The sequence below is a fragment of the Kocuria sp. NPDC057446 genome (genome assembly GCF_042802875.1).
GTDB lineage: Bacteria > Actinomycetota > Actinomycetes > Actinomycetales > Micrococcaceae > Kocuria.
Genome location: NZ_JBHVDI010000003.1, coordinates 46,623 through 65,923 on the forward strand (window position 1 = coordinate 46,623; position 19,301 = coordinate 65,923).

Below are 19,301 nucleotides of genomic sequence, written 5' to 3' on the forward strand. Positions count from 1 at the left end.
TCTGGGGCCCTCCGAGGGCGTGTTCTTCGGGGTCCATGCGCTCGTGCACACCGTCGGGCTGGACGAGCTCGAGCAGGTCGCCAGGCAGATGCGGGACCTGAGCACCAAGGCAAAGAAGGTCTAACCACCCCTTAAATGCAGACAGGGCCCCGGCTCCCTTCATGGGAGACCGGAGCCCTTGGCGTGTCGTCATAACAATTTTGGGATACATACCACCGTGTCAACCAAATAGTAGTCATACACCCGTAACGTGGCCTCCTTCAGACTAAGTAAGCCTCACTCTGAGACCTGAGATTCACAGCCGACATTCAACATGCCACGGACGTCACCAATAAGGGTCGTCCAGAACCGAACACCTGATGACAGGGGTTTTATCATGTCCAGCAACCAGGGCCCCAAAAAGCGGATTAAGCCTGCCACACGCAGAATAGCTCTCATTTCCGTCCTAGGTTTCGCCGCCACCGCAGGACCTCTAGCAATTGCACCAGCGGCCGAAGCAGCCACGACGTCGGGTGGGTGCACACTCGGCCCATTGTCACCCATATACGTGCGTCACGGTACGGATGGCGAAAAGATAATTGATTATCGAATAAGCGTAAACTGTGCTGCAAACCGCCGACTTGTAGTCGAACAATACTTTTATGAAGCTGACTCGGGATGTGGATGGTGGAGTTGCAATTACGACGATCGCCTAGGCTCCACAACTCACAACCGCACGTTTACAACGACCGGAGGGCAGTTTAGATTACACGCGGAACGTCGACTTCCAAATACTGAGGACGGGGCCGAAGAAGTGTACCATGTTATCCGATTTAGGACCCTGTCACGGGACAACACATGGGAAAATCAATGGACCAATATGGAAAGAAGTAGCACGGTAAGCTTTACCAACGGCTAATTATAGGATGCCCACACAGGGGCAGGGCTTCAGGAATTATCCCCTGAAGCCCTGCTTGCCCTAAGATCTGGTCTCATAACTCGGTCGCCTGGCGCAGCCGGCGGACGTTGATGAGCGTGACAGCGAGCAGGAGCAACGGCAGCAGGGTTGCTGCGGTGCGGTCGTAGCGCAGCCCGAGGCGCTTGAAGCGCAGCACCCACGAGATGGTGCGCTCCACCACCCAGCGCTGTCGGCCCAGGTGGGTCTTGGCCTCGATCCCACGACGGGCGATGCGAACCTCGATGCCCCGCCGATGCAGGTGACGGCGGCACCGCGGGGAGTCGTAGCCCTGGTCCGCATGCAGCTTCTCCGGTCGGCGACGGGGCCGCCCCGGGCGTGCTCGGCGGCCGCGCACCGCCGGGGTGGTCTCCAGCAGTGGCTCGAAGAGCTTGCTGTCGTGGACGTTCGCCGCCGAGACCAACACGTGCAGTGGCAACCCGGCCGCGTCGGTGAGCAGGTGGTACTTCGTGCCCGGCTTCCCGCGGTCGGTGGGGTTGGGGCCCGTCAGCTCACCCCCTTTTTGGCCCGCACCGCAACCGCGTCGATGCTGGCGCGCGACCAGTCGAGAAGCTGCTCCTCGGAGAGCTCTTCGAGCACGGCCCGGTGCAGCTTCTCCCACACCCCGGCCTCCTGCCAGGCGCGCAGCCGGCGCCAGGCGGTGTGCCCGGACCCGCACCCCGGGGCCGGAGGCAGGTCCCGCCACCGGCACCCGGTGTGGAGTACGAACAAGATGCCCTCCAGGGCCGCCCGGTCCTCGATACGAGGCCGCCCACCGGGACCTCGAGGCGGTGGCTGAGGCGGGATCAGCGCGGCGATCAGCTCCCACAGACGGTCATCGACCATCCACGACTGCGTCCTCGTCGTCATGCAGGCACCGTGAACCGCCCAGGGGAGGACCGGCAACGACAGACCGGGTTTTGAGACCAGGTCTAAGGCGGGCAAGCGGTACAGGGTCAGGTATCGGACTCCGGATCGTCGGCAGACGGACAAGCGCGGGTTCAAAACCAAACGCGACGCGGATCGGTTTGCCCGGACGGTTAAGGTCTCGAAAGATCGGGGCGAGTGGATCGACCCGGCGGACGCCCGTGCCACGATCGGGGACCTCGGGGCCGTCTGGATTGAGAGCAGGTCCAACCTCAAGCCGTCTACGTACCGGTCTGTGGAGTCGGCCTGGCGCGTCCATGTAGAACCACGGTGGGGAACCAAACAGGTTTCAGAGATTAGATTCTCCGAGGTTGAGGCATGGGCCGGTGAGCTCGCACGAGCCAAGTCACCCAGCACCGTCCTCCGTGCCCACGGGGTGCTGCTCTCCATCCTCGAGGGCGCGGTCCGTGACCGGCGCATCCCGTCCAACCCGGCCGCAGGTGTCGCGCTCCCCCGGAAGACGCGGCGCCCGCACGTGTACCTGACCCACGAGCAACTGAACGCCCTGGCCGGCGCATCCAAGCACCCCACGCTTGTCCTGCTCCTGGGATACACCGGGCTGCGGTGGGGCGAAGCTGTCGGGCTCCGGGTCCGGGACGTAGACCTTGCCCGCCGTCGAATCAACGTCGAGCGGAACGCCGTCGAAGTCGGTTCCCGTATCGAGGTTGGCACCCCGAAATCCCACAAGAAGCGCACTGTGCCGTTCCCGGCCTTCCTCGGGACACTGCTGGTCGAGCACGTCCAGGGGAAGGGACCGCACGACCTGATGTTCCCCGGGCCCTCCGGGGGCTTCCTGCGACGCCCCAAGCTTTCCGAGGCCGTGTCGGATGGGGAAGATGGACGGAAGCGTTCGGGAGACGGACACAGTTGGTTCTCCGCGGCCCTTGGCACTGCTGAACTCCCCCACATGACTCTGCACGATCTGCGGCACACCGCGGCGTCCCTGGTCGTTCAGGCTGGCGCTCATGTCAAGGCGGTGCAGCGAATACTCGGGCACGCCTCGGCGGCGATGACCCTGGACGTGTACGCAGACCTGTTCGACGACGACCTAGACGCGGTCGCCACAGCCTTGGATGACGCCGCATCACGAGCAGGTGTGGGCAAAATGTGGGCATCCTATGAGGATCGGACATAAGAAAGGACCCCACTCCCCCGCGCTGGCAGGGAAGCGGGGCCCTCGGAATGTGTGGGCCCCGTGGGGCTCGAACCCACGACCCATGGATTAAAAGTCCACTGCTCTACCAACTGAGCTAGAGGCCCGTGCTCCACCGGCGGGCACGGGGCTCGGCCGGTCCGGAGCGGGCACCACTCTACCGCACGGTCGGCGCCGGGAGCCGGAGCCCGCCGCCCGCCCCGGATCAGTTCCACCGCTGGACGGCTAGGGTGGTGGACAGTCCCGCGCCACCCCACACCCAGCCGACCGGAGGACCGACCGTGCCCCACCCGAGCACCGAGGAAGAAGCACGCGCGGAGACGGGGCTCTTCGGACCGTCGGCCGTCACCGAGTACCTCGAGCAAGTGGTGGAGCAGCTGCGGGACGTCCGCGGCGGCGAGCCCAGCTCCTCCATCCCCGCCCTCGCGGGAGCCGACACCGAGCGCTTCGGCATCGTCATCGCCACCGCGGACGGCCACGTGTACGAGGCCGGCAGCACCCGGGACGAGTTCAGCATCCAGTCGATCTCCAAGGCGTTCACCTACGCACTCGCCCTCTCCGACCTCGGGGCGGAGGCGGTGCACGCGAAGATGGACGTGGAGCCGAGCGGGGACGCCTACAACGAGATCTCCCTCCAGCCCGGCACCGGGCGTCCCGCCAACCCGATGATCAACGCCGGCGCGATCGCCTCGACGTGGCTCGTCCCCGACAGCGACCGCGACCTGCGCCGGGACCGGATCCGCGACGCCTACTCCCGCTGCGCGGGCCGGGACCTCGCGATCAGCCCCGAGGTCCTGGCCCAGGAGCACGACGCCGGGGACCGCAACCGCGCCCTCGGCTACCTCCTGGCCTCCGCCGGCATCATCGAGGGGGACCCGGCCCAGGCCCTCGAGGACTACTTCGCCCAGTGCTCGGTGCTGATCACGTGCCGCGACCTCGCCCTGATGGGCGCGACCCTCGCCAACGCCGGCACGAACCCGCTGACCGGGGACGAGGTCTTCGACGTCGACACGGTCTCCCGGGTGCTGTCCGTCATGAGCTCCTGCGGGATGTACGACGACGCCGGCGAGTGGATGGTCCGGGTGGGCCTGCCCGCGAAGTCCGGGGTGGGCGGCGGCATCATCGCCGTCCTGCCCGGGGAGCTCGCCGTGGCCGTCTTCTCCCCGGCGCTGGACCGGCACGGCAACAGCGTGCGCGGGGTGCTCGCCTGCGAGCGGCTCTCCCAGGACCTCGACCTGCACTTCACGCACACCGCCCGGGTGGCACACTCCACGGTGCGCGCCAGCTACCCGATCGACCAGTCCCCGTCGCTGGTCCGCCGCAATGCCGAGGCGGAGGCCGTGCTGGCCGAGCACGGCAGGGACGGCGTCGTCGTGGAGCTCCAGGGCGACCTGCTGTTCACCGGCACGGAGACCGCGATCCGCACGGTGCGCGACGTCGCCTACGACGCCTCCTACGTGGTGGTGGACATGCGCCGGGTGGACGCGATCGCCGACTACGCGATGCCGCTCCTGGCCAAGACCCGTGCCGAGCTGCACGCGGCGGGCCGCACCGTGGTGGCGGTCGCCTCCGACCCGGGCTTCGCCGGCCCCTTCAAGGGCGAGCCACCGCTCGAGGTGTTCCCCAGCCGGGCCGCTGCCATCAAGTGGGTCGAGGACCGGCTGCTCGAGGAGCACGGCGGACCGGAGTGCACCCCCTCCCGGGTGAAGCCCGTGGAGTCCGAGCTGCTCTCCCGGCTGGACCCCGAGGACGCCCGCACCCTCCGCGCGCGGACCGTCGAGCGGACGTGGGCGGCCGGGGAGAACATCCTGCGCACGGGGCAGAACTTCGCCGGCATCCACCTCATCGTCAGCGGGAGCGTGTCGATGTCCCTGCGCACGCCCACCGGCGAGCGCGTCGAGCTGCAGGTGCTCGGCCCGGGGATGAGCTTCGGGGAGCTCGCCCTGGGCACCGGGGACAGGCAGCACGTGACCCTGAGCGCCGTCACCGACGTCACCGCCCGGGTGCTGCCCCCGCAGGCGCTGGCGGAGCTCGAGCAGGAGGAGCCCGCGCTGGGGCTGCGGCTGTGGAAGGCGCTGGCCCGGGACGGCTTCGAACGGGCCGACCAGCAGTGGCGGGACGCGGCGGTGCACGCCTCCTCCAGCGACTGGTGAGCGCTCCGTGGCCCGCCGCGGGCCACGGCCGTACGCTGGACGCATGAGCGACGTGCCCCGCCACCACAAGCCGGTGAAGTTCTCCCCGGAGCAGTTCGAAGCGCACGAGGGCGGACCCGACCCGGCCCGCGTCTCGGAGGCGGCCCACCTCGCCGCGCACGCCCTGGTCTCCCGCGGGCGTGCCAGCGACGACCCCGAGATCAGCCGGCGGCTCATCGAGCTGACCGACGAGCAGGGGCTGGAGGGGATCGCCGAGATGTGGGCGGAGGCCCCGGCGGTGTCCCTGCCCGGGGCCCTGTGGCGGCTCTACGCCCTGCGGGCGGCCGTGCGCAAGGATCCGGTGCGGATGGGCCGGTACTTCGCGGCGGGACGCGGCACGGCGCAGGTCTCGCACGTGGTGGCCGGTGTCGCCGAGCCCCCCGGGGCGGAGGAGATCACCTCGATGGCGGACGCGATCCTCTCCGGGGCGTTCAACGGGGACTTCGACGTCGCCCTGGACCGGTTCGCGGCCTTCTGCCGCGTCACCGCCCTCGGCCGGATCCGGCTGGCGGACACCGGGCAGATGCCGGTCCTGGACCCGGGCGGGGCGCGCCCCCCGAGCACCGTGGCCCGCACCCAGCGGCTCGAGCGGACGGCGGAGGAGCTCGAGGCCGCGGCCCACCAGTGGCGCCGCGGCCACCTCGACTGATCCGCGCCGTCCCGGCCGTGCACGTTCCCACAGCCGGCGGACTTGGCCCCACGGACACGTCGACTACCATGGGACGCAGGTGCCGGGCCGCGGCAGCCCCGGGCTCCATCACATAGCCGCCACGAGCGGCCTTCCGCCGAGAGGCGCTCCCGGTCCGGCACCGCCCTCCCCCTCTTCCCGGGGCCGTCACCCGTCCGCGGGCCGTTCGACGGCCCCCTGTACAGTGGGATCCGCCGTGCTCCGCGGCGCAGGTCCCGACGCCCAGGACGGTCAGCACATGGCGCTTCGCATCTTCCCGGAGGACGAGCTCGTCCTGGATCTGCTGGCGGACATGTCGGGACAGGTGACGGAGAGCGTCAGGCTCCTGTCCGAGCTGCTGGGCTCCCCCGAGAGCCACACGGACATCCTCGACGCGATCCGCGAGTGCGAGGCCCGGTCCACCGACCTGTACTTCTCCGTGATGACCACGGTGCGCTCCACGTTCGTGATCCCCATCCCCCGGCAGGACGTCTACATCCTCGGGCACTGGCTCAACAAGGCCGCCGAGGAGCTGCTGGCGGTCGCGGAGGCGCACGTCACCTACTCGCTCTCCAGGCCCCCCGCGTACGCCACCGACCAGCTGGGGGTCATCGAGCGGATGTCCGAGCTGACCACCCGCGCGATGCGCGACCTCGGCAGCCTCCAGGGGCTGGACGACTACTGGTACGAGATGCTGCGGCTGGGCAAGCAGTCCGAGCGCATCTACCAGCTGCACATGAGCCACCTGCTCGAGCACCACAAGGCGATCGCCGCGATGCGCCGGGAGCGGGCCGTCCGGCGCTTCGCGGAGGCCGCGCGCGCCCTGGTCCGGGTCTCCACCGAGGTGGGCCGCATCGTCGTGGCGGAGTCCTGAGCCCGTGCTGACGGCCCTGACCGTCCTGGGGATCACCCTCGCCGTGCTGCACACCGTCGTCAACGGCTTCCACGACGCCCCCAACGCCCTCGCCCTGCCCGTGCGCTTCCGCGCCCTGACCCCCCGGGTGGGGCTCGTCTTCACCGCCCTCGTCAACGTCGCCGGCGTGTGGGCGGCCGGGTACCTGCTCGCGGACTGGGTCATCCGGGGCGTGCCCGTGCCGCACGACGTGGTGGGCTCCGCGACGGTCGTCTGCGCCCTGCTGACGACCATCGGCTGGAACCTGCTCACCTGGTGGTGGGGCATGCCCAGCTCCTCGACCACGGCGCTGGCAGGCGGACTGCTCGGCGCCCTGCTGGGCGGCCGCGCCGTGGGGCTCGTGGCGGAGAACCCGATCACCGCCACGGCCTTCTACCAGGTCGTCGTGCCGCTCGTGCTGGCACCGCTGCTCGCCTACGCCGTGGCCTGGGCCCTGGTGGTCCCGCTGCTCCACCTGCTGCGGCACTCCGAACCGGAGGCCACCACCTTCCGCTCCCGGCTCGTCCTGGCCATCGGCGCGGCGGCCGTCTCCTTCGGGCACGGCATCCACCACGGGCGCCGGGCCGTCTGGGTCTTCGCCACGCTCCTGCTGTGCGCCGGCCTCCCGGACCCGCTGGCCGGCGGGGTCGCGCCGTGGCTGGTCCTGGTCGTCGCGGCCGGGCTCGGCGCGGGCACCCTGTTCGGGGCCTGGCGGATCGCCTACACCCTGTCCTCCCGGATGATCACGATCGACCCCTTCCGCGGCGCGCTGGCCCAGGGCGTGGCGGGCTCGCTGCTGTTCCTGGGCGGGACCCTGATCCCCGTGCCCATGTCCACGTCCCAGACCACGGCCGCCGCGATCCTGGGCGCCGGGCGGCAGCAGCGCTTCCACACGGTCAACGTCCGGGTGGTGCGGCGAGTCCTGCTCGTGTGGGTCCTCACCGTCCCGGCGTGCGCCCTCATCTCCGGGACGCTGCTGCTCGCCCTCTCCCCGTTACTCTGACGCCCCGCCGGGAGGACTGCCGCCGGCGCCGTGGACCAGGGCGCGCTGCGGCTCGCGGGCGCCGACGACGACGGGCGCCGGCCACCTCCGCAGCGGGGTGACCGGCGCCCGTGGCCCGTGCCGGGACGGCTCAGCCGAAGCGACCGGAGACGTAGTCCTCCGTCTGCTTCTCCGTGGGGTTGCTGAAGATCTCGGCGGTGGGCCCGTACTCGATCAGCTTTCCCGGCTTGCCTGTGCCGGCGATGTTGAAGAAGGCGGTCCGGTCCGACACCCGGGAGGCCTGCTGCATGTTGTGGGTCACGATGACCACGGTGTACTCCTCCTTGAGCTCGCTGATCAGGTCCTCGATCGCCAGCGTGGAGATCGGGTCGAGGGCGGAGCAGGGCTCGTCCATGAGGATGACCTCGGGCTTCACCGCGATCGCGCGGGCGATGCACAGACGCTGCTGCTGCCCGCCGGACAGACCGGACCCCGGCTTGTCCAGGCGGTCCTTGACCTCGTTCCAGAGGTTCGCCCCCTGGAGTGAGCCCTCCACGAGGTCGTCCGCGTCGGAGCGGGAGATCCGTTTGCTGTTGAGCTTCACCCCCGCGAGCACGTTGTCGCGGATGGACATGGTGGGGAACGGGTTGGGCCGTTGGAAGACCATCCCGATCATCGAGCGCACCAGGACCGGGTCCACACCGGGGCCGTAGAGGTTCTCGCCGTCCAGGAGGACCTTGCCCTCGGCCCGGGCGCCGGGAATCACCTCGTGCATGCGGTTGAGAGTGCGCAGGAGGGTCGACTTGCCGCACCCGGAGGGGCCGATGAACGCTGTCACCGAGCGGGCGTCGATCCCCATGGCGACGTCGTCGACGGCCAGGAAGTCGCCGTAGTAGACATTGAGGTTCTCGACGTCGATTCGCTTGGACATGTGTGTTCCTTGCTTCTTTCTCGCGGAGGTGCGTGCGGGAGATCCGGCGGGAGTGCGGTGTGGTTCGCGTCAGCGGCCGGCGGCCTTGGGCGCGAAGGCTCTCGCGACGAGCCGGGCGAGCAGATTGAGCAGCATCACGATCAGGATCAGGATCAGTGCCGCCGCCCACGCGCGCTGCTGCGAGGGATCCGGATTGGTGGGTGAGGTGGGGGTGAGGATCTGGTAGTAGATGAAGGTCGGCAGCGTGGTCATCCATCCGGAGAAGGAGCTCCAGTTGATCGCGGTCGCGAAGCCCGCTGTGACGAGCAGCGGAGCGGTCTCCCCGATCACGCGGGCGATCGCCAGGGTGACTCCGGAGGCGATGCCGGAGATCGCGGTGGGGATGACCACCTTGAGGATGGTCCGCCACTTGCGCACGCCGAGGGCATAGGCGGCCTCGCGCAGCTCGTTCGGGACGATCTTGAGCATCTCCTCGGTGTTCTTCACGACCGTGGGGATCATCAGCACCGTCAGTGCGACCGCCGCCACGAAGCCGAAGCGGGTGGATGGGCCCAGCAGGAGACCGAAGAGGGCCGCGGCGAACAGGCCCGCCACGATCGACGGGATCCCCGTCATGACGTCCACGAAGAACGTGATCGACCTCCCGAGCCAGCCCCCCTTCGAGTACTCCACGAGATAGATGGCCGTGAGCAGGCCGATGGGCACCGACATGAGCGTGGCCCAGAAGGTGATGGACACCGTGCCCACGATCGCGTGGTACGCGCCCCCCAGCACGGGCCCCTCCCCGGCGGCGGCGGCGTTGTCGGTGGCGCCCGTGACCCCGTTCATCGACGTGAGCAGCAGATTCGAGTTCAGCCCCGGGACACCGTTGGCGAGAACCGTCCAGATCACGGAGATCAGCGGGACCACCGCGAGGATGAACGCCGCGTGGACCAGGTAGGTCATCAGGGAGTCGGCACCCTTCCGCCCACCCTCGACGGCGGTCACGGCGAGCGGGGCGGCCACGAGGAACACCGCGGCGGCGAAGACGGCCCAGACGACGGTGGAGAATCCCACCAGCGCGGCAAGTGCCGCTCCCACCACGACGGCGGCGACCGCGATCGCCGGGACGAGCCACTTCGGCTTCTGGTTGCGCGTCAGACTGGGCCGCCGGCCCGCAGGGCTCGGTGACGAGGTCGGCTGACGGAGGGATGCGGTCGACATCAGTTGGCTCCCGAGAATTCCTTGTAGCGGGCGATGATGGCGCGGGCGATCATGTTCACGATCAGGGTGATGAGGAACAGGATCAGACCGGCAGCGATGAGCTCGGACAGCCGCAGGCCATAGGCCTCCGGGAAGTTGAGCGCGATCTCGGCCGCGATGGTCTGGTTCCCCGACTGCAGGAGCGAGGCCGTCAGCGGACCGCCCGAGAGCACCAGGGCCACGGCCATCGTCTCGCCGAGGGCCCGGCCGAGGGCCAGCATCACCGAGGAGATGATGCCGGGACGCGCGAACGGCAGCACGGTCATCCGGATCATCTCCCAGCGGGTGGCGCCGAGGGCCAGGGCCGCCTCCTCGTGCAGCTTGGGCGTCTGGATGAAGATCTCCCGGGACATCGCCGTGATGATCGGCAGGATCATGATGGCCAGCACGATGCCGACCGTGAGCATGGTCTTGCCGGTCTGTGAGGGGGGACCTGAGAACATCGGGATGAAGCCCAGGTTCGCGGTGAGCCAGGCGAAGAAGGGCACGAGCGCGGACGCGAGGACCGTGGTGCCCCACGCGCCGTAGATGACGGACGGGATCGCGGCCAGCAGGTCGATGATGTAGCCGACCGGCTTCGCGATCCGCGCGGGGGCGTAGTGGGAGATGTACAGCGCCACCAGCACGCCGATCGGGGTCGCGATCACCAGCGCGATGATGGCTGCGATCACCGTGCCGATGATCAGGGGCCAGATGTAGGACCAGAAGCCGGCCCCACCCGTGATGTCCTCGGCGGACGCCTGGAACGTGGGCAGAGCCTCCAGGAAGAGGAACAGTGCGACAGCTGCGAGGGACGCGAGGATCAGGATGCCCGCGCCGAGGCTGAACCCCGCGAAGATCGAGTCGCCGGCCCGGCCGCCGGTCGCGTCGTCCTCGACGAGCGCGGCGGGCTCCTGGGTGGTGAGGGTGGTGGACATGTCGTGCGCCCCTTCGGTGGCCTGGAACGAGCTGCGCCGGACGGGATCGGTCCCGGCGCCGGGGACTGGTGATGCGTCTCACACGAGGACGCCTCACACAGAAACGTCCCGTTCGGCGCGGGCTCGGACCCGAGGGCCCGGCCCGCACCGAACGGGATCAACAGGACGGAATCAGCCGGCGACCGTGATCTGGTCGAGTGCCTCCTGCGCGGAGGTGCGCAGGTTCTCGGACATCGGGGCGGAGCCGGCGGCGTCGGCGGCGGTCTGCTGTCCCTCCTCGCTGATCACGTACTCGCCGAAGGCCTTGGCCAGCTCGGCGGTCTCCTGGGAGTCGTACTGCGAGCAGAACAGGTGGTAGGAGACCAGCACGATCGGGTATGACCCGGACTCGGTGGTGTCACGCTCGAGGTCCATCGCCATGTCGTACTCGGCGCGGCCCTCGATCGCGGACGAGTTCTCAACGGCCGTGGCGGCCGCCTCGGGCGAGTACTCGACGTACTCCTCCCCGACCTGCACCGCCACGGTGCCGAGGTCCCCGACGGCCGAGGCATCCGCGTACGTGATGGCGCCCTCGGTCGCGTTGGTGGACTGGACCACGCCGGCGGTGCCCTTGTTGTTCTCCGCGGCCCACTGGGAGGGCCAGTTGCCGGAGACCTCCTCGGTCCACACCTCGGGGGCGGCCGCAGCCAGGTACTCCTGGAAGTTCTCGGTGGTGCCGGACTCGTCGTTGCGGTGCACCACGGTGATCCGAGTGTCGGGCAGCTCGGCGTCCGGGTTGAGCTCGGCGATGGCGGGGTCGTTCCACTCGGTGATCTCGCCGGTGAAGACCTGGGCCATGGTGGGGCCGTCCATGTTCACGGTGTCGACGCCGGGCAGATTGAAGGCCACCGCGATCGGGGAGATGTAGGCCGGGATGTGGAAGCCGCCGTCGGGACCGCACACCTCCTGGGACGCCGCGTACTCCTCGTCGTCGAGGTAGGCGTCGGTGCCGGCGAAGTCCGCGCCGCCGGCGGTGAAGGCCTCGCGCCCGGCGCCGGAGCCGTCCGGCGAGTACTGCACCTGCGCCTCGGGGTTCGCGCCCTGGAAACCGTTCTGCCAGGCCGTCATCGCGGCCTGCTGCGAGGACGCACCGATCCCGGTCAGCGTGCCCGAGACTCCGGCACCGGCGGCCGGGGTCTCGGCGGAGCCGCCCCCCTCGCCGGTGGCGTTGTCCGTACCGCACGCGGTCAGTGCGAGCGAGCCGATGGCCAGAACGGCCGCGGAACGGCCGAGGTGGGAAACCTTCACTTGAATAGCCCCTTCAGATCACGGTGGTGCCCCTTGAGGGGCCGTCCTTCGATGTGGCGCCGGAAGAGTTCCGGGCCGGTGCGAGAGGTGGATCTGTGGTGCGACCGCGGACCTCTCACCCAGAGACGCTAGGGAGCGCAGGTGGCCAGATTGGCCCATGAAGGTGAACGGAGGGTGAACACCGCCCCCGCAGCCGTGCCGTCGTTGCCGATCTCACACCGCGACGGGCGATATCCTGGTCCTCTTCCAGCGCTGCGCCCCGACGCAGTGCCCGAGCCGAGGAGCACCACGACGTGGCGATGGCCCGACCGACCGAGACCGACCGCTACGCCTGGCCCCGGCTGCTGGTCTGGCTGGTGGCCGGGTCCGTCGTCCTGACCCTCGCCAGTCTCTTCGCCGTCTGGTGGGCGCCGACACCACCGATCTACCACTACGTGGAGGTCACCTCCGAGGTGAACCTGCCGATGTGGTGGACGGTGCTGCTGCTCATCGCGGGCGCGACGCTCATGCTGGTCGTCGCCGCCTCTGCTGCGAGCCGCCGGGTCGCCCTGGCCTGGCGCGTGGCCGCGGTGATCGCGCTGCTGATGTCCCTCGACGACGCCACCATGCTGCACGAGAAGCTGGGGGCGATCGTGGAGCGGTTCTGGGCGGACATCGAGCTCACCTTCACGTGGGTGGTGCTGGGGGTGCCCATCGCCCTCGTGGTCGTGCTGCTCGCATGGTGGGCCGCTCGCCGTCTTCCCCGGGTGTCCGGCCGCCTGCTGCTGGGCGGCTTCGTGGTCTTCCTCGGCGCCGCGGTCGGCTTCGAGCTGATCGCCGAAGCCGTGCTCGGGACCGACCCCCACTGGTTCCTGTACCGGTTCGTCTACCACCTCGAAGAGGGCCTGGAGATGACCGGGGCGGCCCTGCTCGTGGTCGCCCCCCTGTCCGACCTACGGCGCGTCCGCACGCTGTCGGGGGCGCCGGCCGAGGGGTCCGCGGTCAGCCCGTCCACGCGCGAGGAGTCGGCGCCCCCGCTCGCCTAGGATGGCCCCATGCAGCCAGGCAACCGGGCGCGCGCCGCGGCCCGCGCGGTGCGCAGCCGCACCCGGATCGGTCTCACCAGGGTCCGGACGGGGCTGCTCCAGAGCTTCCAGATCACGGTCGCCAGCGTGGGTGCCTATGTGATCGCCGAGCGGCTGCTGGGCCACTCCGGGCCCATCTTCGCGGCCACCGCCGCCCTCGTGGCCCTGGGCTTCGCGAAGGACGGGCTGCGCTACCGGCGGGTCCTGGAGGTCTCGATCGGCTGCACCCTCGGCATCGCCGTGGGGGACGCGCTCATCCACGTCCTGGGCGCCGGCGTGTGGCAGGCCGGCGTGGTGCTCATGACCTCGATCCTGCTCGCCCGCTTCCTCGACAACGGCACCCTGTTCACCACCCAGATGGGGCTGCAGTCCGTGCTCGTGGTCCTGCTGCCGCCGTCCCAGGACGGGGTCTTCGCCCGGTCCACGGACGCGGTCGTGGGCGGGCTGTGCGCCCTGGCCATGGCGTACTTCGTGCCCACGGACCCGCGGAGCCAGCCGCGCCAGGGACTGCGGGCGCTCGTCGACGAGTTCTCCGGGGTGCTCCGCGAGGCGAGCCGGGCCGTGGACGACTACGACGCCACCGCCGCCTGGCACGCCCTCGTGCGGGCCCGGCAGACCCAGCCGCTGGTGGACTCGGTGACGTCCGGTCTGAAGTCCGCCCTCGAGATCGCCACGGCCTCGCCCCTCTACCGGGGACGCCGCGCGGAGATCGAGGGGATCGCCCACTCCATCCGCTACCTGGACCTCGCCGTGCGCAACGCCCGGGTGCTCGCCCGCCGTCTGGCCTCCGTGCTCAACCACGTGACGCTCTCGGACGAGGCCGTGGCCGCCATGAGCGAGGCCCTCGAGGACCTCGCCGACGCCGTCACCACCCTGGGCAACGCGCTCGCGGTGGCCTCCCCCGGCTCCCGGGAGAGCTATCTGCGCCAGGCCCGCAACGAGCTCGTCAACGTGGCCGGTCGCCTGGATCCCGGGCGCATGGGGGTGCGCACCATGGAGGGCGAGACCCTGGTGCTGGACATGCGCCCGATGGTCGTGGACCTGCTCGAGGCGGCCGGCATGACCCACGACGAGGCGCGCGCCCAGCTGCCCCGGCTCGAGGGCTGGGACCGCGGCTGAGCCCCGGCCCGGCCGGCCCCGCGGCTGTGCCGTCCGACGCGGCGGATAGCCTGGACGCCATGAGCACCCGCACCCGCCGCAACTCCCCCGCCTATCGCTGCACCGAGTGCGGCTGGAGCACGGCCAAGTGGGTGGGCCGGTGCGGGGAGTGCCAGGCCTGGGGCACGGTCGAGGAGATCGGCGAGCACAAGGCCCGCACCACGGCCGCCCGGTCGATCGCCGATCCCGCCCGTCCCATCGCCCAGGTGGACGCCACCGTGGCGACCTCCGCCCCCACCGGGGTGCCCGAGCTGGACCGGGTCCTCGGCGGTGGTCTCGTCCCCGGCGCGGTCGTGCTGATGGCGGGCGAGCCCGGGGTCGGGAAGTCGACCCTGCTGCTCGACGTCGCCGCGCGCTTCGCGGAGGGCACGGGCGAGGGCACCCGGGACGTCCTGTACGTGACGGGCGAGGAGTCCGCGGCGCAGGTCAAGCTGCGCGCGGACCGGATCGACGCCGTGGCGCCCACCCTGTACCTCACCGCGGAGACGGACCTGGCCACGGCGCTGGGCCACATCGAGAAGATCTCCCCCCGCCTGCTCGTGGTCGACTCCGTGCAGACGCTGGCCAGCGCCGAGGTCGAGGGCTCCGCGGGCGGGGTGACCCAGGTGCGCGAGGTCGCCGCCTCCCTGATCGCCGCGGCCAAGAAGCGCAACATGACCACGCTGCTCGTGGGCCACGTGACCAAGGACGGGTCCATCGCCGGGCCGCGGCTGCTCGAGCACCTGGTGGACGTCGTGTGCCAGTTCGAGGGCGAGAAGCACTCCCGGATCCGGCTGCTGCGGGCGGTGAAGAACCGCTACGGCCCCACGGACGAGGTCGGCTGCTTCGACCTCACGGAGACCGGGATCACGAGCGTGGAGGACCCCTCGGGGCTGTTCGTCTCCCGCACGGCCCTGCCGGTCTCCGGCACGTGCCTCACGGTGACCCTGGAGGGCCGGCGGCCGCTGCTCGCCGAGGTGCAGGCGCTCCTGGACCGCTCCTCCACCGCCCAGCCGCGGCGGGCCACCGCCGGCCTGGACTCCTCGAGGGTCGCCATGCTGCTGGCCGTCCTGCAGCGGCGGGCCGGCGTGAACCTCGCCGGGCTGGACTGCTATGTCTCCACGGTCGGCGGCGTGAAGCTCACCGAGCCGTCCACGGACCTCGCCGTGGCCATGGCGCTGGCCTCGGCCGCGCAGGACCGGCCCCTGCCGCAGCGGCTGGTGTGCTTCGGGGAGGTGGGCCTGGCCGGGGAGGTGCGGCCCGTCCCGGGCATCGGGCGCCGCATCCAGGAGGTCGCGCGGCTGGGCTTCACCCACGCGGTGGTGCCCGCGAGCCCCACCGGGCCGGGCCCGGTCCCGGCGGGGTTCACCGTGCGGGAGGTGACCACCATCAGCGACGCCATGGAGCTGCTCTTCCCCCGGTCCGCCGCCGCTCCCGCCCGGAACCGGCAGGCCGCCGCGGCCGTATGATGTGACCGTGGCGAAGATCCCTGAGAACGCACTGCGCAAGACGCTGGCCCGGATCGCTCCCGGCACCGAACTGCGCACCGGTCTCGAGCGGATCCTGCGCGGGCGCACGGGCGGGCTGATCGTGCTCGGCTTCGACCGGTCGGTCGAGGCCATCTGCTCCGGCGGCTTCGACATCGACACCGACTGCTCCGCGCCCAAGCTGCGGGAGCTGGCCAAGATGGACGGCGCCATCATCTGCGACCGGGACGCCACCCGGATCCTCAAGGCCGGGGTCCAGCTCGTGCCGGACCCCTCGATCGGCACCACGGAGTCCGGCACCCGGCACCGCTCCGCCGAGCGCACCGCCAAGGAGACCGGGGTGCCGGTGATCTCCGTGAGCCAGTCCATGAGCGTCATCACGATCTACGTGGGCGAGACCCGCTACGCCATCGAGGGCTCCCAGTCGATCATGGCCCGCGCCAACCAGGCCCTGCAGACCCTCGAGCACTACAGCCACCGGATGGAGCAGGTGCTCGGCAACCTCTCCTCCCTCGAGATCGAGGCCTCCGTCACGGTCCGGGACGTCGCCCTGACCCTGCAGCGCATGGAGATGGTCCGGCGGATCTCCTCCGAGATCGGCTGGTACGTGCTCGAGCTCGGCGTGGACGGGCGGCTCATCGCCCTGCAGCTCGAGGAGCTCACGGCGGGCACCGGGCCGGGGCCGGACGTGGTGCTGCGCGACTACCTGCCCGACGACACTCCCGCGGAGGGCATCGAGGAGGGACTGGGGCGCCTCGCCGAGCTCACCCCGGCTGAGCTCATCGACCTGCAGCGGATCGCGGTGTCGGTGGGTCTCGTGGAGCCGCAGGGCAGCCTCGAGACGGACCTGCACCCGCACGGCTACCGGCTGCTGGAGGGCATCAAGTCGATGCCCCGTGCGGTGGCCAACCGGCTCGTGCGCCAGTTCGACGGCCTGCAGTCCCTGATGGCCGCGAACCTCGAGGACCTCAAGGCGGTCGAGGGCATCGGCGAGCAGCGGGCGCGGACCGTGCGCGAGTCCCTCTCCCGGATGGCCGAGACCAGCCTGCTCGAGCGCTTCATGTGAGCCGCGCCCGGCGCGCTCACTCCAGCACGAACGGCACGGGCTCCGCGGTGCGCTCCCCCAGGGAGGTCACCAGGCGGTAGTAGCCGGCCTGCGCCTCGCCGCCCGCCTCCGTGCAGCCCTCGGCGGTGCGCAGCCGGTTCCACGTCAGCCGGGCGCTCTCCTCCTGGCCGGGCCCGAGCGTCACCTCGGCGTCCTCGGCACCGGCCTGGCAGTGCCTGCTGTCGAAGACGGTGTCCGCCCCCGAGGTCACCTCGTAGACCATCCGGGACGTGCCCGCGTCGACGCGGCAGGGGTCCTCGCCGGTGTTCTCCAGGCTCAGCACGAGGACCGGCTCGACGTCCTCGGGATAGCTCTCCCGGTCCGTGGACGCGCGCACGGCCAGCTCGGCGCCGCACTCCTCGACCGGCCCCTCCGTGGGCGCCGCGGACGCCCCCGCGGAGGCCGAGGCGCTCTCGTCCGGCCGGGGCGTGAAGTCCGCGAACGGCTCCTCCGAGGCGGCCTCCGCCGTGGCCGGAGCCGCGTCCGGGGCCGGGGCGCCGTCCGTCTCCCCCGGACCCAGCATGCCCGCGACGGCCGAGACCAGCCCCACGGCCACGAGCACGAGCAGCACGCCCGCGGCGAGGGCCGCCACGAGCCGGCGGCGCCGGTACACCTCGGGGCTCTCACGCCGGGATCCGGGGGTGCGGGGGGTTCGTCCGTCGTCGTCGTGACCGTTCCCCGACCGTCCGTCGGGGGTGCTCCCGGAACCCTTCTGCGCCATCCTCCCAGGCTACAGTGGACTCCGATGAGCTCTTCGCACGCCGCCCCGGCCACCGCCGCGCACCCCGGCCTCCCGGACCTGCACCGGGCCGTGGCCGACTGGTACGACGACGCCGCCCGGGACCTGCCGTGGCGGGACCCCTCCTGCTCCCCGTGGGGCGTCATGGTCAGCGAGTTCATGCTCCAGCAGACGCCCGTGGTGCGCGTGCTGCCCGTGTGGCGCGCGTGGATGCAGCGCTGGCCGCGGCCCGCGGACCTCGCCGCCGCGAGCAGCGGGGAGGCCGTGCGCGCGTGGGGCCGGCTCGGCTATCCGCGCCGGGCCCTGCGGCTGCACGCGGCCGCCGTCGAGATCACCGAGCGCCACGGTGGACGCGTGCCCGCGGCGCACGAGCTGCTGCTGGCCCTGCCCGGTGTGGGCGCCTACACGGCCGCCGCGATCGCGGTGTTCGCCTTCGGGGACCGGCAGACCGTGGTGGACACGAACATCCGCCGGGTGCACGCCCGGGTCGCCGCGGGCCGGGCGCTGCCGGCCCGGTCCCTCACGGCGGCGGAGCTGCGGCTCGCGGAGGAACTGATGCCCGACGACGACGCCCTGGCCGTGCGCTGGAACCAGGCGGTGATGGAGCTCGGCGCCCTCGTCTGCACGGCCCGCTCCCCCCGCTGCGAGCAGTGCCCGGTGCGGGACGCGTGCGCGTGGGTCGCCGCGGGACGGCCCGAGCCCGTCGAGGCGCCACGGGGCCAGCGCTGGCACGGCACGGACCGTCAGGTCCGCGGGGCCGTCATGGCGGTGCTGCGGGCCGGGTCCGCACCGGTGCCGGCCCGCCGGCTGACCGGTCCCGTCGACGTCGCGACCGGCGCGGACCTGCCGCCGGAGACCCTGCGGGCCCTGGACGCGCTGCACGGCCTGGAGGCCCCGGAGGAGCAGCGCCGGCGCGCCCTGGACGGGCTGGTGCGGGACGGGCTGGCCGTCGAAGGACCGGCGGGCGTCAGTCTTCCGGGCTGAGCTCGAGCAGCATCCGGGTGTTGCCGAGGGTGTTGGGCTTCACGCGGGCCAGGTCGAGGTACTCGGCCACGCCCTCGTCGTGCGAGCGCAGCAGCTCCGCGAACACGTCGGGGGGCACCTGGTTCTGGTTGGGCATGACCTCGAAGCCGTACCGGCCGAAGAAGTCGACCTCGAACGTCAGGCAGAACACGCGCGAGACCCCCACGTCGCGGGCCCGCTCGATCAGCCCGGCCAGCAGCGTGCGTCCCACCCCGCGGCCCCGCCACGCGTCGGAGGTGGCCAGGGTCCGGACCTCCCCCAGGTCCTCCCACATCACGTGCAGGGCACCGCAGCCGATGAGACCGGCCTGCTCGTCGCCGGCCGCCTCCACCACCAGGAACTCCTGGATGCCCTCGTAGTAGGCGACCGTGTCCTTGTTGATCAGCACCCCGGCGCGCGCGAGCGGGGCCACGAGGTCCTTGATGGCGGGGACGTCGGAGGTGCGGGCGGGTCGCAGGCGAAGCTCGGTCACGCCCCCAAGTGTACGCTTGCGAACGTCGACGCCCGGCGGGGGTTTCGCTCCGAGTCCGTCCCCACTTGGGCGGACGCCCGAGGGGCCCGCCGCGCGGTGCGCGGCCGGCCCCGCGGGGCGGCCCCGGATCACCCCACCGCCCCGGTCGCC

General features: G+C 71.1%; 17 protein-coding genes, 1 tRNA gene and 1 pseudogene. 11 read left to right on the forward strand and 8 right to left on the reverse strand.

The window, feature by feature from the left end; genetic code table 11:
- Nucleotides 1-971: 971 nt before the first annotated feature.
- A protein-coding gene (locus ACFU0Y_RS00925) for an IS5 family transposase (RefSeq protein WP_380212559.1) occupies nucleotides 972-1,780 on the reverse strand; the annotation gives its coding sequence in 2 pieces (ribosomal slippage) (nucleotides 972-1,459 and nucleotides 1,459-1,780; 810 coding nt in all).
- A 115-nt stretch (nucleotides 1,781-1,895) separates the two neighbouring features.
- On the opposite strand from ACFU0Y_RS00925, the pseudogene ACFU0Y_RS00930 reads away from it, so the two are divergent.
- A pseudogene (locus ACFU0Y_RS00930) lies at nucleotides 1,896-1,970 on the forward strand (Arm DNA-binding domain-containing protein); the annotation flags it as partial.
- Between the two features lie 366 nt (nucleotides 1,971-2,336).
- Nucleotides 2,337-2,996 (forward strand): site-specific integrase, encoded by a 660-nt coding sequence (locus tag ACFU0Y_RS00935; protein WP_380212560.1) that lies wholly within the window; start codon nucleotides 2,337-2,339, stop codon nucleotides 2,994-2,996.
- Between the two features lie 52 nt (nucleotides 2,997-3,048).
- Here the strand turns inward: ACFU0Y_RS00935 and ACFU0Y_RS00940 are convergent.
- Nucleotides 3,049-3,121, reverse strand: a tRNA-Lys gene (locus tag ACFU0Y_RS00940).
- A gap of 174 nt (nucleotides 3,122-3,295) precedes the next feature.
- On the opposite strand from ACFU0Y_RS00940, the gene glsA reads away from it, so the two are divergent.
- From glsA to ACFU0Y_RS00960, 4 genes are all read left to right on the forward strand, one after another.
- Entirely contained in the window at nucleotides 3,296-5,167 is a 1,872-nt protein-coding gene (gene glsA / locus ACFU0Y_RS00945; RefSeq protein WP_380212561.1) for a glutaminase A, read from the forward strand.
- 43 nt (nucleotides 5,168-5,210) lie between these two features.
- A complete protein-coding gene (locus tag ACFU0Y_RS00950; RefSeq protein WP_380212562.1) occupies nucleotides 5,211-5,855 on the forward strand; it encodes a hypothetical protein in 645 nt (214 codons plus the stop codon).
- 277 nt (nucleotides 5,856-6,132) lie between these two features.
- Entirely contained in the window at nucleotides 6,133-6,747 is a 615-nt protein-coding gene (locus ACFU0Y_RS00955; protein ID WP_380212563.1) for a DUF47 domain-containing protein, read from the forward strand.
- Between the two features lie 4 nt (nucleotides 6,748-6,751).
- Nucleotides 6,752-7,768 carry an anion permease gene (locus tag ACFU0Y_RS00960; protein ID WP_380212564.1) on the forward strand — a complete coding sequence of 339 codons (1,017 nt, stop codon included), beginning with the start codon at nucleotides 6,752-6,754 and terminating at the stop codon, nucleotides 7,766-7,768.
- Nucleotides 7,769-7,898: 130 nt separating this feature from the next.
- Here ACFU0Y_RS00960 and pstB read toward each other — a convergent pair whose 3' ends face one another.
- The 4 genes from pstB to pstS all read right to left on the reverse strand — a co-directional run bounded on the left by pstB (nucleotide 7,899) and on the right by pstS (nucleotide 12,124).
- Complete coding sequence (gene pstB / locus ACFU0Y_RS00965) at nucleotides 7,899-8,678, reverse strand: phosphate ABC transporter ATP-binding protein PstB (protein WP_380212565.1); 780 nt, start codon at nucleotides 8,676-8,678, stop codon at nucleotides 7,899-7,901.
- A gap of 69 nt (nucleotides 8,679-8,747) precedes the next feature.
- Nucleotides 8,748-9,881, reverse strand: coding sequence for a phosphate ABC transporter permease PstA (pstA, locus tag ACFU0Y_RS00970; protein WP_380212566.1), 1,134 nt, complete (start codon nucleotides 9,879-9,881; stop codon nucleotides 8,748-8,750).
- On the reverse strand, nucleotides 9,881-10,837 hold the full coding sequence (gene pstC, locus ACFU0Y_RS00975; protein WP_380212567.1) for a phosphate ABC transporter permease subunit PstC: 957 nt from the start codon (nucleotides 10,835-10,837) through the stop codon (nucleotides 9,881-9,883). The genes pstA and pstC overlap by 1 nt, the downstream gene beginning before the upstream one ends.
- A 171-nt stretch (nucleotides 10,838-11,008) precedes the next feature.
- Entirely contained in the window at nucleotides 11,009-12,124 is a 1,116-nt protein-coding gene (pstS, locus tag ACFU0Y_RS00980; protein WP_380212568.1) for a phosphate ABC transporter substrate-binding protein PstS, read from the reverse strand.
- A 293-nt stretch (nucleotides 12,125-12,417) separates the two neighbouring features.
- On the opposite strand from pstS, the gene ACFU0Y_RS00985 reads away from it, so the two are divergent.
- From ACFU0Y_RS00985 to disA, 4 genes are read left to right on the forward strand one after another with little or no spacing between them, the layout of a single operon-like run.
- Entirely contained in the window at nucleotides 12,418-13,149 is a 732-nt protein-coding gene (locus ACFU0Y_RS00985) for a hypothetical protein (RefSeq protein WP_380212569.1), read from the forward strand.
- A 9-nt stretch (nucleotides 13,150-13,158) separates the two neighbouring features.
- Nucleotides 13,159-14,307, forward strand: a complete 1,149-nt coding sequence (locus ACFU0Y_RS00990) for an aromatic acid exporter family protein (protein WP_380212570.1) — start codon at nucleotides 13,159-13,161, stop codon at nucleotides 14,305-14,307.
- A 59-nt stretch (nucleotides 14,308-14,366) separates the two neighbouring features.
- Entirely contained in the window at nucleotides 14,367-15,794 is a 1,428-nt protein-coding gene (radA, locus tag ACFU0Y_RS00995; protein WP_380212571.1) for a DNA repair protein RadA, read from the forward strand.
- Nucleotides 15,795-15,801: 7 nt separating this feature from the next.
- Nucleotides 15,802-16,878, forward strand: coding sequence for a DNA integrity scanning diadenylate cyclase DisA (gene disA, locus ACFU0Y_RS01000; RefSeq protein ID WP_380212572.1), 1,077 nt, complete (start codon nucleotides 15,802-15,804; stop codon nucleotides 16,876-16,878).
- A 16-nt stretch (nucleotides 16,879-16,894) separates the two neighbouring features.
- On the opposite strand, the gene ACFU0Y_RS01005 is transcribed toward disA, so the two are convergent.
- A complete protein-coding gene (locus ACFU0Y_RS01005) occupies nucleotides 16,895-17,638 on the reverse strand; it encodes a hypothetical protein (protein WP_380212573.1) in 744 nt (247 codons plus the stop codon).
- Nucleotides 17,639-17,662: 24 nt separating this feature from the next.
- Here ACFU0Y_RS01005 and ACFU0Y_RS01010 point away from each other — a divergent pair, with 24 nt between their 5' ends.
- Nucleotides 17,663-18,640 (forward strand): A/G-specific adenine glycosylase, encoded by a 978-nt coding sequence (locus ACFU0Y_RS01010; RefSeq protein ID WP_380212574.1) that lies wholly within the window; start codon nucleotides 17,663-17,665, stop codon nucleotides 18,638-18,640.
- On the opposite strand, the gene ACFU0Y_RS01015 is transcribed toward ACFU0Y_RS01010, so the two are convergent.
- Complete coding sequence (locus tag ACFU0Y_RS01015; RefSeq protein WP_380212575.1) at nucleotides 18,624-19,151, reverse strand: amino-acid N-acetyltransferase; 528 nt, start codon at nucleotides 19,149-19,151, stop codon at nucleotides 18,624-18,626. The genes ACFU0Y_RS01010 and ACFU0Y_RS01015 overlap by 17 nt on opposite strands.
- Between the last annotated feature and the right edge of the window lie 150 nt (nucleotides 19,152-19,301).